At 57.5% G+C, this 15,655-nt stretch carries 15 protein-coding genes; 7 read left to right on the forward strand and 8 right to left on the reverse strand.

Annotation, left to right across the window (positions count from 1 at the left end):
• Positions 1-48 precede the first annotated feature (48 nt).
• The 6 genes from HFX_RS08220 to HFX_RS08240 all read left to right on the forward strand — a co-directional run bounded on the left by HFX_RS08220 (position 49) and on the right by HFX_RS08240 (position 5,553).
• Entirely contained in the window at positions 49-1,563 is a 1,515-nt protein-coding gene (locus HFX_RS08220; protein WP_004056722.1) for a hypothetical protein, read from the forward strand.
• Between the two features lie 59 nt (positions 1,564-1,622).
• Positions 1,623-1,823 (forward strand): hypothetical protein, encoded by a 201-nt coding sequence (locus tag HFX_RS08225; protein WP_004056721.1) that lies wholly within the window; start codon positions 1,623-1,625, stop codon positions 1,821-1,823.
• Positions 1,824-3,269: 1,446 nt separating this feature from the next.
• Positions 3,270-3,716, forward strand: coding sequence for a DUF5805 domain-containing protein (locus HFX_RS08230; RefSeq protein ID WP_004056720.1), 447 nt, complete (start codon positions 3,270-3,272; stop codon positions 3,714-3,716).
• A complete protein-coding gene (locus HFX_RS08235) occupies positions 3,706-4,755 on the forward strand; it encodes a tyrosine-type recombinase/integrase (protein WP_004056719.1) in 1,050 nt (349 codons plus the stop codon). The genes HFX_RS08230 and HFX_RS08235 overlap by 11 nt, the downstream gene beginning before the upstream one ends.
• Positions 4,756-5,053: 298 nt before the next feature.
• The gene (locus tag HFX_RS20025; protein ID WP_014732343.1) at positions 5,054-5,221 is read left to right on the forward strand and encodes a hypothetical protein; all 168 of its coding nucleotides are present in this window, start codon (positions 5,054-5,056) and stop codon (positions 5,219-5,221) included.
• A 14-nt stretch (positions 5,222-5,235) separates the two neighbouring features.
• Positions 5,236-5,553 (forward strand): amphi-Trp domain-containing protein, encoded by a 318-nt coding sequence (locus HFX_RS08240; RefSeq protein WP_004056718.1) that lies wholly within the window; start codon positions 5,236-5,238, stop codon positions 5,551-5,553.
• Between the two features lie 13 nt (positions 5,554-5,566).
• Here HFX_RS08240 and dpsA read toward each other — a convergent pair whose 3' ends face one another.
• From dpsA to HFX_RS08255, 3 genes are all read right to left on the reverse strand, one after another.
• Complete coding sequence (gene dpsA / locus HFX_RS08245; RefSeq protein WP_004056717.1) at positions 5,567-6,112, reverse strand: DNA starvation/stationary phase protection protein DpsA; 546 nt, start codon at positions 6,110-6,112, stop codon at positions 5,567-5,569.
• A gap of 147 nt (positions 6,113-6,259) precedes the next feature.
• A complete protein-coding gene (gene glnA2 / locus HFX_RS08250; protein ID WP_004056716.1) occupies positions 6,260-7,600 on the reverse strand; it encodes a gamma-glutamylputrescine synthetase in 1,341 nt (446 codons plus the stop codon).
• A gap of 2 nt (positions 7,601-7,602) precedes the next feature.
• Positions 7,603-8,817: an ABC transporter substrate-binding protein gene (locus tag HFX_RS08255; RefSeq protein ID WP_004056715.1), complete on the reverse strand. Its 1,215-nt coding sequence runs from the start codon at positions 8,815-8,817 to the stop codon at positions 7,603-7,605.
• 345 nt (positions 8,818-9,162) lie between these two features.
• On the opposite strand from HFX_RS08255, the gene glnA2 (HFX_RS08260) reads away from it, so the two are divergent.
• Positions 9,163-10,503: a gamma-glutamylputrescine synthetase gene (gene glnA2, locus HFX_RS08260; protein WP_004056714.1), complete on the forward strand. Its 1,341-nt coding sequence runs from the start codon at positions 9,163-9,165 to the stop codon at positions 10,501-10,503.
• A 100-nt stretch (positions 10,504-10,603) separates the two neighbouring features.
• Here glnA2 (HFX_RS08260) and HFX_RS08265 read toward each other — a convergent pair whose 3' ends face one another.
• From HFX_RS08265 to HFX_RS08285, 5 genes are all read right to left on the reverse strand, one after another.
• The gene (locus HFX_RS08265; protein ID WP_004056713.1) at positions 10,604-12,034 is read right to left on the reverse strand and encodes an MATE family efflux transporter; all 1,431 of its coding nucleotides are present in this window, start codon (positions 12,032-12,034) and stop codon (positions 10,604-10,606) included.
• Between the two features lie 17 nt (positions 12,035-12,051).
• Positions 12,052-12,885 carry a polysaccharide deacetylase family protein gene (locus HFX_RS08270; RefSeq protein ID WP_004056712.1) on the reverse strand — a complete coding sequence of 278 codons (834 nt, stop codon included), beginning with the start codon at positions 12,883-12,885 and terminating at the stop codon, positions 12,052-12,054.
• A gap of 251 nt (positions 12,886-13,136) precedes the next feature.
• Positions 13,137-13,808, reverse strand: coding sequence for an RraA family protein (locus HFX_RS08275; RefSeq protein ID WP_004056711.1), 672 nt, complete (start codon positions 13,806-13,808; stop codon positions 13,137-13,139).
• Between the two features lie 99 nt (positions 13,809-13,907).
• Entirely contained in the window at positions 13,908-15,095 is a 1,188-nt protein-coding gene (locus tag HFX_RS08280) for an ABC transporter substrate-binding protein (protein WP_004056710.1), read from the reverse strand.
• Between the two features lie 134 nt (positions 15,096-15,229).
• Positions 15,230-15,652 carry a gas vesicle protein GvpO gene (locus HFX_RS08285; RefSeq protein ID WP_004056709.1) on the reverse strand — a complete coding sequence of 141 codons (423 nt, stop codon included), beginning with the start codon at positions 15,650-15,652 and terminating at the stop codon, positions 15,230-15,232.
• Positions 15,653-15,655 lie beyond the last annotated feature (3 nt).

The raw sequence follows: 15,655 nt of genomic DNA on the forward strand, positions 1-15,655 counted from the left end.
GACAGTTTCCCCGAATGAACTTTGTGAGTGAGATACATATTAACAAACATGTCTCAGCCTGACATCCTTCTCGACGACGACAAGGTGAGCGTGGTTCGAAAGACCGTGGTGGGTGTCGACGAGAACAGTACGCCAGACATCGCGTTGAACCCGGATTCGGCCTCGCTCCGTCTCGGGGGTGGCGACGGAACCTACTCTGAGGGTGACCTGCGGTTGACCGACAAGGGGGGAGACGTTCGCATCCACGCGTCCGCGGGAGGAGGCGCATTCGACCGAGATACCACCAGAGTCCTCATCGGCGGATCAGATGGGAGTATCACCCTCGGGGCACAGGGTACCGACGACGAAAACACGGACATCGAGTTACTCCCGAACTGGGCCACGCTCCGTCTCGGGGGTGGCGGAGGGAGCCACTCCGACGGCGACTTACAGTTGACCGGCGAAGACGGAAGCGTCCGTTTTCATGCGTCTGCTGGCGGGGGAAGCTTCGACCCGAAAACGACTCGAATTTTGTTTCATGGTAACAGCGGCACGATGAGACTCGGCGCGAAGGGGCTCGAAGACGAGGATGGAAACGATATCGCGGACGTGGCGATTCGGCCCAGGTGGGCAGCACTAACCCTCGGCGGAGGCGGCGGTTCGAACTCCGACGGGGACATCAAACTACGCGACAGAGACGGAAAAACACGGATTCACTTCACGGGCGGGAAAGGCAACTCGTTCGATTCGACGCGCGTAGAAATCGACGGCAAAGACGGTGACGTGAAGATTTCAGCGAAGGAGGGACCCACATTCGGGCACCTCGGCTGTTCCGACCCTCCGGAACCGAACCAACTTCGGTACGTCGGGTCCGTCACGAAGGGTTCGCTCCAACTGGGTGGCACTGGCGTCGACGGGACGCTCGAACTTGACGACGTAGCCAGCGACAAGCGAATCCAGATCGGCGGCTACCGAACGGGAGACAATCCCAGTGCTTCGGTCGATGACCCCGCTACTCGCGTCCGAATAACGATGTATGGCGACCTCGAACTCGGTGGCGGCGGCGTTGGGGGGTCGATAGCCGTCACTGACGACCAAGATACGGAGACGATGACTGTCGACGGGACCTCGGCCGACCTCACTGTCGGTTCCTCAGGTCAAAACAGTACGAATGGACGCCTGTTCGTCGGCGGAAGTTGGGAACGGAGTGGCGTCGAAATCGAAGGCGACTATCTCGGCCTCGGCGTCGAAACCGACGAGTTCCGGTCACACCGGTCGATAGAACTGGATGGTGAGTATTCGACCATCGACGTGTACGACTCCGGAAACAACGAGCGGATCAATATGAGCGGCAATCTGGGCAGCATTGCACTCTCTGCTCTCTCCCAGAATGGGGGCACGTACCAATCAGTCACCCTCAGTGGCGATGCCGCCACGATTACGCTCTCCAATAGCAACAAGGACACCGTCGTGATAGATGGGGAGAACGGAGATATTCAGGTCGGCGTCATCCAGAGTCTGGTGAGTACCATCCAGGACCTCCAGAACCGGGTCGCAGGATTGGAAAATCGCGTGAGTCCATGAATCTAACAGCTAATAGCGAACTGTCGTAGCGAAATACAACCCCAAAAGAGGACGATAAGATGAAACTCGAAATCGAGATACCGGATAAGTACGCAGCAAAGTTGGACGATATCGAGGCCGTAGAACCCACGATTCGGGACCAAATCGAGATTGAGGTGCTGCCACAGGCGTTACGACTCATCAACGATACACACAGACAACTCCAACAACAAACCCGCAAGAACGGCCGTGTCGAAGCTGAGAGCGACACGACCGATTAATCGCTGGCGCAGCCAGTATTCCCGATTGACGGGTTGTTTTACCTAATCCAGACACCTGCCTCAGAGTGACGTTACTGTTTGCACCCCGGTGACATCTACCTTGCCGAGCGCTTCAAAGCGGAGTGGTACGGAGACGCGTGATTGCTCATTGTCTCCCTCCGTGGGTTGGTACGCTCGTTTTGACTAATTGGATATAGCGATATACAATATACACATTGGATTTCGAACAACGCAAATCACAACGTAGCGAATGGCCACCCCTAGAGAATCGAGAAATCAAGACCGAGAGCGGTGAAGAACAGCCTCAGTTCGCAGTCAACGCCCTCAGTCGCACTCGCAGGTCGGAAGGTGAAGACGAGCAACACCAGACAGTCTCTAAGTTAGCCCTTACATCGAGCGGACGGGCTCATCATCGAGCGAAGTTACTCGGAGAGAGTCGTAACTGGGCGCGAACCGAGCGAGACGACAACTGGGACGCGACCAGACCGGCCAGAGTCAACCGTCGGACACAGTTCCCGACGTGTCTAGCGATTCACGGAGAACGCAGCGCTGCCACAGTCACTGAGTGCTGATTCCGATAATGGCATCAAAGCAATCAGGAAAGCGCCACAGAGAGAGCCTAAGCGCCTCTCACAGCAATCCGGTTGAAACGGTAGGAACCCGCCAGTATACACTCGTGTCGGGCCACTTGCTTGCACGCTGTGTTCCAACCAAAGAACGCCAAACGTATCGTCGAGACCCACCCCGATTTGGTTCGTCTTTGTGTCCGAGTAGGACAATACCCCTGCAGTTGTGTTAGACGGAAAGTCAGTATATTACCAACAACAGTACACTAGAAAAGAAACTAACACGGAATATCTATTTTAACACGTGGGAGGCTCTGAATTTTCTAATAAATTTCTACTCGTCATCAGAAGGAATATTCGATAGGAATTGAGGCTCGGATTCGTCAAGTTGGCTAATAAAATACAAGATTCAATTCATCGTATATTTCAAATCTAATTACAGAACTAGTATAGAAGAAATAAGAAACGCGTCAAAGAGTACCTGTGGCAGTTTTGTAATAATTCAGAGAATTGTATCTCGAAATAACGAACCCGCTAGAAGTACATCTATCATCTGTTACTCCGGGGGTGAACGGGGCCAGAACAACTATCCAAATTATGGGACTCGTCACATAAATAGAACAATGTCTGGCCAATTCCGTTGTTCAAAAAAGAACTGAATTTTGGCGCATCCACAGATTCGCCCGAAACGGCCGAAATCGGTGGCATCGGTGGTGGAAGACTTATCTTAATTTGTGCATGCAGATAGGCAAAATGAGGGTTGCACTAATCACGATAAGTCCAATTCTGCGCCAAAAATCCACTAGTACAGATTCGGATAAACTCTCTTATTCTGGACTGTGCCAGTAGATTGAATATCACCCCCCGAGTCAACCCGACCATGAGCGACGAGGGCGACCGAGCGACGGTCCAAACCTACCTCCCGGCACACCAGAAGGCCATCTGGAAGGACCACGCCGACCGACTCGGCATGAGCCAAAGCGAATTTGTCAGGACTATGGTACAGGCAGGACGGGCAGATTTCGAGGTGCCTTCGAAAGGTGATGAGACAGCCGTAACCCCTGGGGTAGAAGGGGGTGAAACAGGCCTTCAGAACGACCATTCTAATCACACACATTCGCCTAGAAATAATGGTCGACTCGAAGACCGCGTTATCGAGACGCTGGCGACCGACTCACACCATTCGTGGGACGACCTCGTTTCGGCGTTGACGGACGACATCGAAGACCGTCTCGAATCGACGCTGCAAGAACTCCAGTCGTCCGGTCGAGTTGTGTACAGCGGTCGCCATGGCGGGTACACGCTTGCGGAGGACGATGGCCGCTGAGCGACCGGCCGATGTGGCCGACCCGGTCGGCTACTTTCTACAGGATATGACGTACCACGGGAAATCCGACCGGACTCGCGATGCGTACGAGCGCGTCCTTCGAGAATTTGAATCGTTCCTCGGCGACCCCTCGCGCAACCCCGCAGGAACCGCGCGGTCGGTCGACGAAGCCACCCACCGCGACTGCATGGCGTGGATACACACGCTCAGGAACCGCGCGGTCGCATCGAGTACAGTCGCAACATACGCCTCGTATCTCCACCGGTTCTACGCCTACATGGCCCAGGTCGGTGTGTTCGATTCCAATCCGATGGGTCTCGTGATGGAGGAGATGGACGAGCGCATCGACACCAATCCAGCGCGACGGGAGCTATCGGTACCGCAAATGCGGGAGTTTGTCCGCGGAATCCACCATCCACTGGAGCACGCACTGGTGGTGACACTCCTCAAGACGGGGATGCGCGTCGGCGAACTGTGCAACCTCGACCTTCGAGACCTTTCGCTCTCGGAGGATACACCGCTTGCCGATGTATCGACTCGCGCCACCCTCGATGGGCGAGGACCGTCGATATACGTCTCCGCCGACCCGAGCGCCGGGGGCGTCACGAACGGCGAGACGCGAACTGCCTCGAACAAGCGAAAACGCTCGACGGTTATCCCGGTGGACGACGAGTTGGAAGCTGTTCTCCTGCGTTGGCTGGCGATTCGACCGGATACGACCTCCCTCGCGGAACCGCTTTTCGTCGGGACCGCATCCGGGTGGGGAAAGCGACTAGTCCCAGACGCGGTCCACCACATCGTCACCTCGCACGCAACCGATGCAGGTTGGTACCGGACGGGCGGCGACCGAGAAGAGAACGTCACCCCCCACTACTTCAGGCACTTCTTCACCACGCACCTTCGCGACCGAACCGGGGACCGCGGCATCGTCAAGTACCTCCGCGGTGACGTCGCTGGCGACATTATCGACACGTACACCCACAATTGGGGCGATAGAGTCCGCGAGACGTACGAATCAAACGTATATTCACTACGCTAGATAGTGCCACCCATGTTTGGTGCCGAACTGATACATCGTATTTCGCTATATTTAATTTGGTGTCTGGATACCACTCGTGTATCGGAAAAAAAACGCAGGCACCCGCAACGAGGGTAACCGTGTTGAGCGACTCGATACACCGCTTCAACCTCTCAAAGCAGTCGAGACAGCACATCCAGCTCCGTAGACTGTAGTAATGTGTGAATCTCTCGGTGAACGACATATCACAGATGATCGAAGATGAGAGACCCGCCGCAAACCGCACTCTTTTTAGTTTAGGCCTACCTAAATCGATTCAATGACCACCAGTGCCCAGTCGCACTCGGAGACAACTTCGGATCAGGAGCCGCAACAAGGCCCTGAGATAGCTATCTGTGAGAGTCGCCCCGGCAAATCAGTTTTCCTCGAAGCAGGAAATACCGACGGATGGATTTCGAGTGACATGACCGTCGACGTGATTCGATGAGTGAGGAAAATTCAATGAGCGAAGAAACGGCGAGTGACGAAGAGACGTCTGCCACGACGGAGAGCGAACGAACGACCATTCGAACCGGACGCAAGTTCGACCAGGACTTCCGCCTCGACGCCAGTGACGCGGGCGAGTTTCTGATAACGCTCGGCGAACAACTTCGCGATGATGATGAACTGAAAATTGTCACCGACGAGTGGGAACTTCCGTTCGCGTTCGGTGAGCCTGTCGAACTCGAAATCGACTTTGACGGAGTCGGTGACCCCGAACTCGAAATCGAACTGGAACTTCCGGGGCGGACCGACGATAAACCACCCGAAGTAGAGTAGAAAGGTTAGACGGTCATTTCGTCGCAGATTCGAGGACAAGCGTGTCGTCTTCGAGGTAGTGGTCGATGACGTGGGTGTGCTCTTCGAGATCGACGAGTTGCTCCCGAAGCATTTCACCGGACGCGTAGTCGCCGAGCCCTTCGGCGAGTCCGATGTGTTCGCGGTAGCTTTCGATGATATCACCGTACATTTCGAGGTCGTTCGAGAGCGACGTGCGGATGTCGTAGACATCCTCGTCTTCGGCTTCAACCGTTGCGGCGTCCGAGAGTGTGGCCATACTGGCGTGTGGGACGCCCCCGAGCGCCTGAATACGCTCGGCGATGTCGTCAGCGGCTTCCTCGACATCCTCGTACGCCTCCTGGAGGAAGACGTGAATATCGAGGTGTTCTGCACCTTCGACGTTCCAGTGGTGCTTGTGGAGTTGGTGGTAAAGGACGTACGCGTCTGCGAGGTCAGTGTTGAGTGCCTCGATTACCTGTTCGGCTTTCTCTTCTTCGAGTCTAAGTGGGTTCTCACTGACGGTGTCGGCTTGCCGTCGGACTGTCTCTTGGGAACTCATCGCAACTGAAGGATTCGTGAGGAGAAGCCATAAAAGTTCACAGTAAATCATTGAAATCCAATCGGGCACGAGCGTTCGTCAACGCTGAATGTGTGTTAAGTGTCTGAAAAGTGCGGGGCCGAGATTGCGGATTCGAGTTACCGGACTTTAGAACGCCTCACGGTAGATGTCCTGTTGCCACGTGGCCGCGCTCGCAGTGAACACGTCCCATTCGTGCCGTTTGACCGTCAGATACGAATCGAACAACTGCTCGCCGAGGGCCTCCCGAAGTACCTCGTTTTTCTCCAGCGCGTCGAGCGCCTCACCGAGCGTCTGCGGGAGTCGTTCGATACCGCGCTCGTCCAGCAACTCGTCGCTACAGTTTCCGGGGTCTTCGTCGAGCGGCCGTCCCGGGTCAATTTCGTTCTGCACGCCGTCCCAACCCGCGGCCAAGAGTCCGAGTAACGACAAGTATGGGTTCGCCGTGTTGTCCGCGGGCCGGAACTCGATTCGTGTTGCGGTTTCGCGCTTGTTCGTCGGGACTTCGGGGACGCGGATTGCGGCTTCCCGATTCCCGATGCCCCAACATCCGAATGCCGCCGCACCGGACTGCGGTTGGAGTCGCGCGTACGAGTTCACGGTCGGCGACGTGAGCGCGAGCAACGCCGGGAGATGAGCGAGGACGCCGCCGACGAAGTGGCGCCCAGTCGAACTCAGCGCCCTGTCCGAGTCGGTCGGTGCGAACAGGTTCGTGTCGTTCCACAGCGAGAGGTTGATGTGGCACCCGTTCGTCGCGGTCTCGAACGGGAACGGGAGAAACGTGGTTTCGAAGCCGTGAGATTCGGCGATGGCAGCCACGGTCTCCCGGAGGAACACGTAATCGTCGACGGGGGTAAGTCCCTCCCGGTGTTTGGTGACGAGTTCGTGTTGGCCGGCGGCGTACTCCGGACAATGCTTTTTGACGTTAATCTGCTGGGCTTCGAGTGCGTCGATGGTCTCTAAGACGATGTCGTTGAACTCGCGCATACTGGCCGTCGCGTAGAGTCCGCGAGTACCGTGCGGCTCGTCGTCGCCGTCTTCCGAGGTGTAGAAGTGAAACTCGCTTTCCAGTGCGGTCGAAGGGACCACGTCGTCGTCCGCGAGCGTCGAGATGAACCCGGAGAGTGCAGACCGGGGGTCGGCCGCCCACGGCGTCTGGTCGTCGATTTCGTACAGCGAACAGCAGACGGCCGCGACGCTGTCTTCGTGGTCGAGCACGCGAAACGTCGAACGGTCTGGAACCAGTCGAACCTCGCCGACGGCGTCGAAATCGGCGTCTTTCACGCGCATGCCGAGCGCGTTGAACGACTGGATCAACTTGGGCAGTTGGATGCCGGATTCGAGCGCATCTTCGAGGTGCGCCCGCTTTACCGAATGGCCGTGAGTGTGCCCGTCATTGCCGACGTACAGCAGTCTGACGAGTTCGACACCGGCATCTTCGCACTGCGCAAGGATTGATTGGGGTTCCATGCTCAGTTTACGCCATCGGTGACGATTTCCGCGACGCGGTCGCGGTCGAAGAGCTGTTCGTCAGCCGGGATGTCCGGGTACGGCTCGCCGTTGACGTAGCCGGGCCACTCACCGAACTGCTCGGGGTAGAGTTGCTTGGCAGTCATCTCGATCTGGAAGAGGTTGAGAAGCGGGCCGTGTCTGCGCGCGCCCTGCGTGAACACGCGGCCTTCCTTGACTGCGGTCAGCTCTTTTGCGACCTCGTGGTTCTCTAAGTCCGCACGGATGTCGTCGATGTTGAAGTAGTCCGTCATCGGACCCAACACGAGAAGCACGTCCGGGTCGGCTTCCAGCAGAATCTCGTAGTCGAGTTTGATATTGCCGCCGTCCTCGCCGTAGCCCTCGCCGATTGCGGACGCCAGCGCGTCTGTCGTCTTCATCGGTCGGGTGTGCGCGGAGTAGTAGCCCGGGTGGTTCATCTTGTAGCCCCACATGTTGTCGTCGGAGCTCGAAAACAGCACCATCGCCGCGGTCGGGCGCTCGCTCTCCGGCGGGAGGTTCGATTCGATGTCCGAGACTAACGAGTCGTGAATGCTCGAAAGCGCCTCGTAGCGTTCTTCTTCTTGGAACACCTGCGCGACCTTTCCGAAGATTTCCCAGAGCGTGTAGTACTCGTACGAATCGACCCACTCCGCGGGGGGCTTCTGGTGGGTGTCACTGAACGTGTTTCCGAACCACGGAGCCACGTTTTGCTCGATTTCTTCGATGTCGCTCATGTTCCAGCCTTCCGCCGAATCGACCTTCGCGGGGTCGGCGAGGTGGATGTCGCTGTCGAGTTCGTAGAGTTTCTCCTTCGTCGGGGGCCACGAGGAGTAGATACCTTCCCAATCGACGGTGACGCCGTCGAGATGGTGGATAAAGTTGCTCCACAGCGACTGGTGGTACGAAGGCCCGTGCATGGCGTTTATCGCGTCGCCGTATCCGAGCGCGAGCGCCATGCCAGCGTGCTGGCCGAGAATCGTAAACACCGTCTCGGGGACTTCGTCGAACTCGACTGCGCCCATCGGGGCCATCGAGACCGTGTACGAACTACTGTCACCTTCAGACTCCGTTGCCGTCGCCGTCGCCGTTTCGGTCTGCGACGTCGATTCGGAAGCCGTCGTCGTCGAATCAGATGCGGCATCGCCGGTACAACCGGCGAGGAGGCCGCCGCCGATGAGTGCACCTCCGTATTTCATATACTCTCTACGTGTCGGTGAGTCTCGTGCCATACAATTTAGGCCAGCCTAAAACATTATATGGCTTTCGAAGTTTAGGTCAGCCAAAACCAGATTCGATCTGCTATGCCCTATAGCTGTCGATTGGAATACAGATTTGGCGAGGGACAAAACAAGATGGTCGACACGGAACACCGCGACCGCGACGCCGAACTCACGAGAAAACCAACCATCGGCTAATTGAAATCGGGGACAGACGCTGGGGGTTCTGCATTACGTCATCCAAGTCATCGCTCTCAATTTAGATCAGTAATTAGGGAGTCATACTTTTTAGGCTGGCCTAAAAATGTGAGTGGCGAGGAACTAATGAGCGACACATCGACCGTCAAATCCCAGTGCGAGGACCAGAACATCGACCTCATCAGACTGCTGTACGTCACCCCAAGCGGGGTGATTCAGGCCAACACCGTCGACGTATCGGAGGTCGATGCAGCCGTCGAAAGCGGGGTCACCCTTTCGGAAGTCATCCAAGTCTACGACGCGTTCGCCTGCCGAAACAGGAATAGTCGATTCGATGCCGTCGGTGAGGTACATCTCTGTCCCGACCCCGAAACGTTCCGGCCCCTTCCGTACGCGGACCGGGCGGGTGCGATGCTTTGCAACATCCGAACCCTCGACGGCGAACCGTGGGACGTCGACAGTCGGTCGTCGCTCCAGTCAGTCGAACGCGACCTCCGAGCGAAGGGACTCTCCCCACAGGTCGCATTCGAAAGCGAGTTCAGCCTTTTCAGCCGGGACGGGGACGGAAAGATAAACCGCGGCGACGAAGCGGGTGCGTACCGAACGGAGTCGATTCGAGGCACGCACGACGCAATCCTACACATCGTGGACGCGCTCAAAGCGCAGGGAATCGACGTGAAGAAGTATCATCCCGAGTTTTCGCCCGGAAAACACGAGATCGTCACCGGACACCATACGGGTCTCGAAGCCGCCGACGAACACCTCCTTCTCCGTGAGACGGTCAAGAGCGTCGCCGAGCAAGACGGCTATCAGGCGACGTTTCTCCCGAAGCCGTTCGACGACGGGACGAACGGGTGCCACATCAACGTCTCGCTGTGGAACGGAGAAAACCAGTTTTTCGACCCGAACCACGGCGATATAAGCGAAACCGCGCGGCAGTTCATCGCGGGTGTTCTCGACCACGCACCGGCAGTCCTCGCACTCACTGCACCGACAGTAAACTCGTACAGTCGGCTTCAACCGCGTCACGGCGCTGCGGGCTACATCTGTTGGGGATGGCTCAATCGGGAGGCCTTGATTCGAGTCCCCGCACCTGCACAGGGACGGGAAGCCGATTCGACCAGAATCGAGTTCCGCGGGGCGGACAACACGGCGAACCCGTACCTCGGACTTATCGGACTCCTCGCCGCCGGGAACGACGGTATCGAGCGCGAACTCGAACCGCCGGAGCCGGTTTCGGTCGACCCGTGTGACCTCACGGATGCACAGCGGACCGCAAAGGGAATCAAGCGACTCCCGCAGACGCTCGGTGAGGCGCTCGATGCGTTAGAGACAAACGAGGTATTGCGCGAGGCACTTGGTCCCGACCTCTTCGATGCGTACGTCGAAGTCAAGCGGAACCACTGGAAGTTGTTCACCGAGAGCGCGGGAGCGTGGCAACGGGAGCGACTCCGAAACCTCTACTAAAACGGCATCTGAGAACACGACCCTCGGGCTTGGGGTGCGGCCCGAGGTAGTCTGTACTGCTCGACGGCGACCGTCAGATTCGTACCGTTCCGACAGGTCGTCAGTCGCTCCCCACCGCGTCCGCCGGTTCGTGGGATGCGTCGTCGAGCGTGTCGATGGCGTTGTTTCGCCACGACCCGAGTCTGAACCACGCAAGCGCGAGCACCGCGCCGACGACGTTCGAGATGGCGATGGAAATCCAGACCCCGCTCGGGCCGACGGCCTGCGCGCCGAACCACGAAATCGGGAGTCGGATGATGCCCCGAGTAGTCAGCACGATGACGGCCGCGACGGTCGTCATTCCGACTCCGCGGAATCCGCCGACGAAGGTCCGTAACACGCCGATGAATCCGAACGTGGGGACGACCCAGTGGAGAAACGAGACGCCGAATCTGATGGTTGCCGGTTCGTCGGTAAAGAGACTCACAATCGGCCGTGCGGTGACCCACGTGAGGATGGCGATTGCGGTGAGACTACCGAACGCAATCACTGCGGCACGATAGTTGGTCGTCACGGCGCGGTCGAGTTTCCCCGCACCGATGTTCTGTCCGGTCATCGTTTCGACCGCCCGCGAGATGCCAACTGTTGCGAAACCGATTGTCGAGATGACTCGAATCCCGATACCGTATCCGGCGACAGCCGCCGTCGAGAAGGTCCCGACGATAACGAGAAGCAGGTTAATCGAGATACCCCGTCCCATCTGTTCGACGGACGTGGGAAGACCCGTCCGGGCGAGTCGACGACCCCAAGAGAGATTCGGCCGGAACTGGCGTAACTCGGCGTCGAGTCCTCTCGAGGACACGAATAGGAGGTAGAATCCCACGAGAGCCGCGAGACTCCGGGCGGTGAACGTCGCAATCGCGGCACCACGGATGCCGAGTTCCGGGACGAATCCCCAGCCGTAGATAAGAATCGGGTCGAGAAGTGCGTTAAGGGTAATCGAACCAATCATGACCGGAAGCGGCGTGATGGTGTCGCCGGACCCGCGCATCAGCGAGAGGAAGGCGACGAACCCGACGGTCGATGGTAAGCCGAGGGACATTATCTGCAGATAGGCGGTCGCGAAGCGGTGAACTTCTGGAGTAATATCATACAGCGTGAGGACGTCGTCGACGAAGAAAAAGCCGAGAACGCCGACGAGGGCCCCTGAAATCAGTCCGTACGTCACAGTTTGTGCCGCCGCGTGGGCGGCCCCTTCGTAGTCTTCACCGCCGGTCGCTTGGGCGACGTGAATACTGCCTGCGACGGGAAGACCGAAGCTCACAGAAAGGAGGAAATACGCGAGCGGATACGCGAGAGTAATCGCTGCTAGCGATGCGGTGCCGTACTGCCCGAGCCAAAACGTGTCGACGAGCGTGTAGACTGTTTGAATGACGTTCGTGATGATAACCGGCAGTGCGAGTATCCCGAGCGGCCGAGCAATCGACCCCGAGGTCAAATCGAGGTCGTCCTGGCGGGTGAAGATACTCACGAGCGCATTACGGATTCCCATTAGCTGACTCGCACCCGTTAGTTCGCCTCTTGTTCTTTCCAGTGGCGGGCCAGTTCGGCACAGGTTGCGACCCACGCGCCGTCGGTGTTAGTGACCGTTTCGAGCAGGTCGTCGAGCGCGTCAATTCGGCTGGCGCGACCGATGACCTGCGGGTGCATCGTCAGCATGAACATTCGTCCGCGGCGGTGCAGTCCCTCGAACTCCGCTTCCCACGTGTCGAAGACGGGACCGACAGGTGAGATTCCCGACTGGAAGTCGAACGTGGGCTTCATGTTGAATCCCCAGTAGACGAAGTCGTCGAGTAAGAAGTGGTTCGGTAGTTCGACGAGGGGATAGTCGTCGCGCAGGTACGGAATGTCGGTGTCCATCATCGACGAGTCGTATATCATCCCCACCTCCTCTGCCAGTTCCAGTGTTTGGTCGGACTGCCCACCGCGGTAGCCGAGCGGCGGTTCGCCGGTGAGGCCTTCGAAGAGTTCGACGGTTCGCAGAAACTCCGTTTCCTCGCGTTCTTTCGAGAGCGTCCGTGGATGGACGTGCGAATAGGTGTGATGTGCGATTTCGTGGCCGTGGTCGTGAATCTGTTTAATCGTCTCCGGCCACTCTTCTGCGACTCTTCCGGGAACGAAGAAGGTACATCGGCAATCGTGTTTGTCGAACACCTCCAGAATACGAGGGACGGCGACCGTCGGACCGAACTCACCGCGGAACTCGAATCGCCCGAAACCCTCTTTTTGTTTTTCACCTGCGCGCCAGAGTTGGCCAGCGTCGAGGTCGAACGTAAACGAAGCCGCAGACTGGTAGTCACCCCATGGAGTATCGTCAGTTGATTGCTGTTTAAACTGTGACATCGCCTATTTTTAGGCTGACCTAAAACTTAAAGGTTTTCGACAAGGAGAATGTGTTCCGAAAATAAGAACACAGAGAGGTCTCTATCGATGTGTTCGTCGAGGCTGACCGGCGGAACACATCAATACCGTGAGGTCAGACAGGACGTTTGAAATCTCGTAGAGACCTATCGTGGCTGACGTGGCAGTGGTGGTTAGTGACCTAGCCGGGCGGTCATCCGGTCGAAGGCACACTACACCCCGACGAATACGCCTTACGACAGGTCACGTTCGGCGATGCGGTCGTTCGCTCCCGAGATGTCGGCCAGCGACTCGCCCTCGTAGAGGCGGTCGATGATTTCGGATTCCGCCCCGTCGCCTCCAGTGTAGTGTTCGATAACGTGGTCGATTTCGTCCTGTGGGACGAACACGACGCCGTCTTCGTTACCGATTGCGACGTCCCCCGGCTGAACCACCGCACCGCCGACCTGCACGGGGACGTTGATGTCGCCACCCAAACTCTGACGCAAGCGATAGACCGTCCTGTTGGACCTTGCTCGTGCGAACACCGGGAAATCGATATCCCGGATTGCTGCCGTATCGGTCACAGCGCCGTCGATGACAACGCCCTGTGCGCCGCTCGCAACCGCCGCATGGGTGGTGACTTCTCCCCACGGTGCGTTCGTTTCGTGGCCGTCCATCTGGATGACGATGACGTCCCCCGGTTCGGCGAGTTCAGTCGCCTTGTGAACCATCGTCCCGTCGACAGGCGGAATCCGGACAGTGAGGGCGGAGCCGACGATGTTCGCCGAGCTTGCTGTCCGCATGAACCGCAGTTCCGGTGATGAGTGACCGAAGTGTCGGTGGTGTCCGAGTTCGTTCGGGTCCACTTGCTCAAGCGCGCTCAGTTGGTCATCACTGGGTCGGTCGAAGTTGTCGATTACCATCGTATCGTCCTCATGGTTCGCTACTAGTTTAGGTCAGCCTAAAAATTAAAAACTACCGGCCACAGAGAAACCAGCGGGGTAGTGAGTGTGGGTGTCGGCTCAGAACTCGCCTGTTACGATGTCAGCAACCCGTTGGCGGTCGAAGAACTCGTCTTCCGTGAAGACATCGGGATAGAGGTCCTGTGCGGCCTGTTCGAGTTGGAACAGGTACACAATCGGCCCCTGATACGGCGCGCCCGCATAGATTACTCGGTCGTTTTGTACAGCCTGCAGTTCGCTCCCGAGATCATGGTCCTTCATCGGCTGTACGAACTTCGACTCGAACTCCGCTTCCGTCAGTTCTCCGTGCTGTCGGATAGCGATGACCTCCGGGTCAACCTCCAACAGTGTCTCGAAGTCGACCTCGCTGCGGCTTTCGTGGAAGTTCTGTACGTCCGACTGCGCCAATGCATCGCGGACATTCAGTTCTCGCCATTGCTTGAAACTCGTCCCGGAATCCATCACAAACGGGAGGAACGTCTCCGGCGGACTCGACCGTGGATACAGAATAGCGACTTCCGGTCGCTCCTCGGGCAGACGCGACGTGACATCCGAGACGACCCGGTCGTGAATCTCTTTGAGGGCCTCGTATCGTTCCTCCTCTTGGAACACTTGCGCGAGTTTTTCGAAGGCCTCGTACATCGAGTACTTCGTGTAATCGTGCCACGAGTAGCTCCCGGAGAAGATCGTATTTCCGAGGAATGGACCGACGTTCTCGCTGATTTCGTCGATGTCCTCTTGTGTCCACTGAATCCGGTTGATCATGAAGTTCGGATCGATGATGTGGACATCCGCATCGAGTTCGTAGAATAGCTCTTTGTCGGTGCCATCCTGCCAGAGTTGTGTTAGTCCTTCACGATCGACGGAAACACCGGGAAGCTCATTATAATACCACGTCGCGAACCGCTGGCGGATACCCACCGCTTGCAGTCCGTCAGCCTGTCCGAGCGCGACGCCCATGTCTGCATAATCGCCGGTGAACGAAAACCACTTCTCGGGAACCTGATCGAAAGGTACCTCTCCGACTGGCTCCATCGTCACCGAATAGCTCGAATCCTCGGTTGTTGTCTCGGTGTCAGTCGTCTCTGTCTCAGTCGACGTACTCGGCGAGTTACTCTCCGTCGGCGTTGAGTCCGCCCCGTCGTCACCCAAACAGCCAGCAAACAATCCGCCACCGACGACTGCCCCGCCGTACTTGAGATATTCTCTCCGTGTTGGTTCCGTCCGTCGTCCGGAATCTCGGTCCATAGAGTTTAGGCTCGCCTAAACATATATGACCATTTCGAAGTTTCGGCTAGCCTAAATTCGTCGCCAACGCAGTGCCGAATGTACGAACGAAGGCGCGACAGCGCCGTTGTCTGGCTCTCGGCTGTTCCACTGAGTCACAGTTCTTCTTTCATGTCTCCGCGTCGATAGCGTTCCAAAAGCTCGTAGCCGGTGACGCTGCCCGTCGCGTCGAGCGTGATTTCGTAGCGGCCGATGATGTCCTGCGTGTCTGGCACGGCGTTACGTTCGACCAGTTCCACGACGGTACGCCAGCCATCGCCATTGGCCGCCTCGATTTTGATGATTCCCTCGAACTCGTATTCCAACAGTTCTTTGGCGGCTTCCCGCGCTCGGACCTGTGCATCACTAAGCCCAATTGTCGAATCCGGAGATTGATTTGACACCGCTTCGTCCGAAGCGGTCTGTTCGGGCGGCTCGTCGCGGGTACGCTTCGCTTCTGGACCCGACCCCACTTCGGCTGAAAGTCCCGCATTGTCGATGCCATCGTGATTGGCATGTTCATTCCCTTGGTCTGACATTAT

Origin of the sequence: Haloferax mediterranei ATCC 33500, from assembly GCF_000306765.2 — an archaeon.
GTDB classification, from domain to species: domain Archaea; phylum Halobacteriota; class Halobacteria; order Halobacteriales; family Haloferacaceae; genus Haloferax; species Haloferax mediterranei.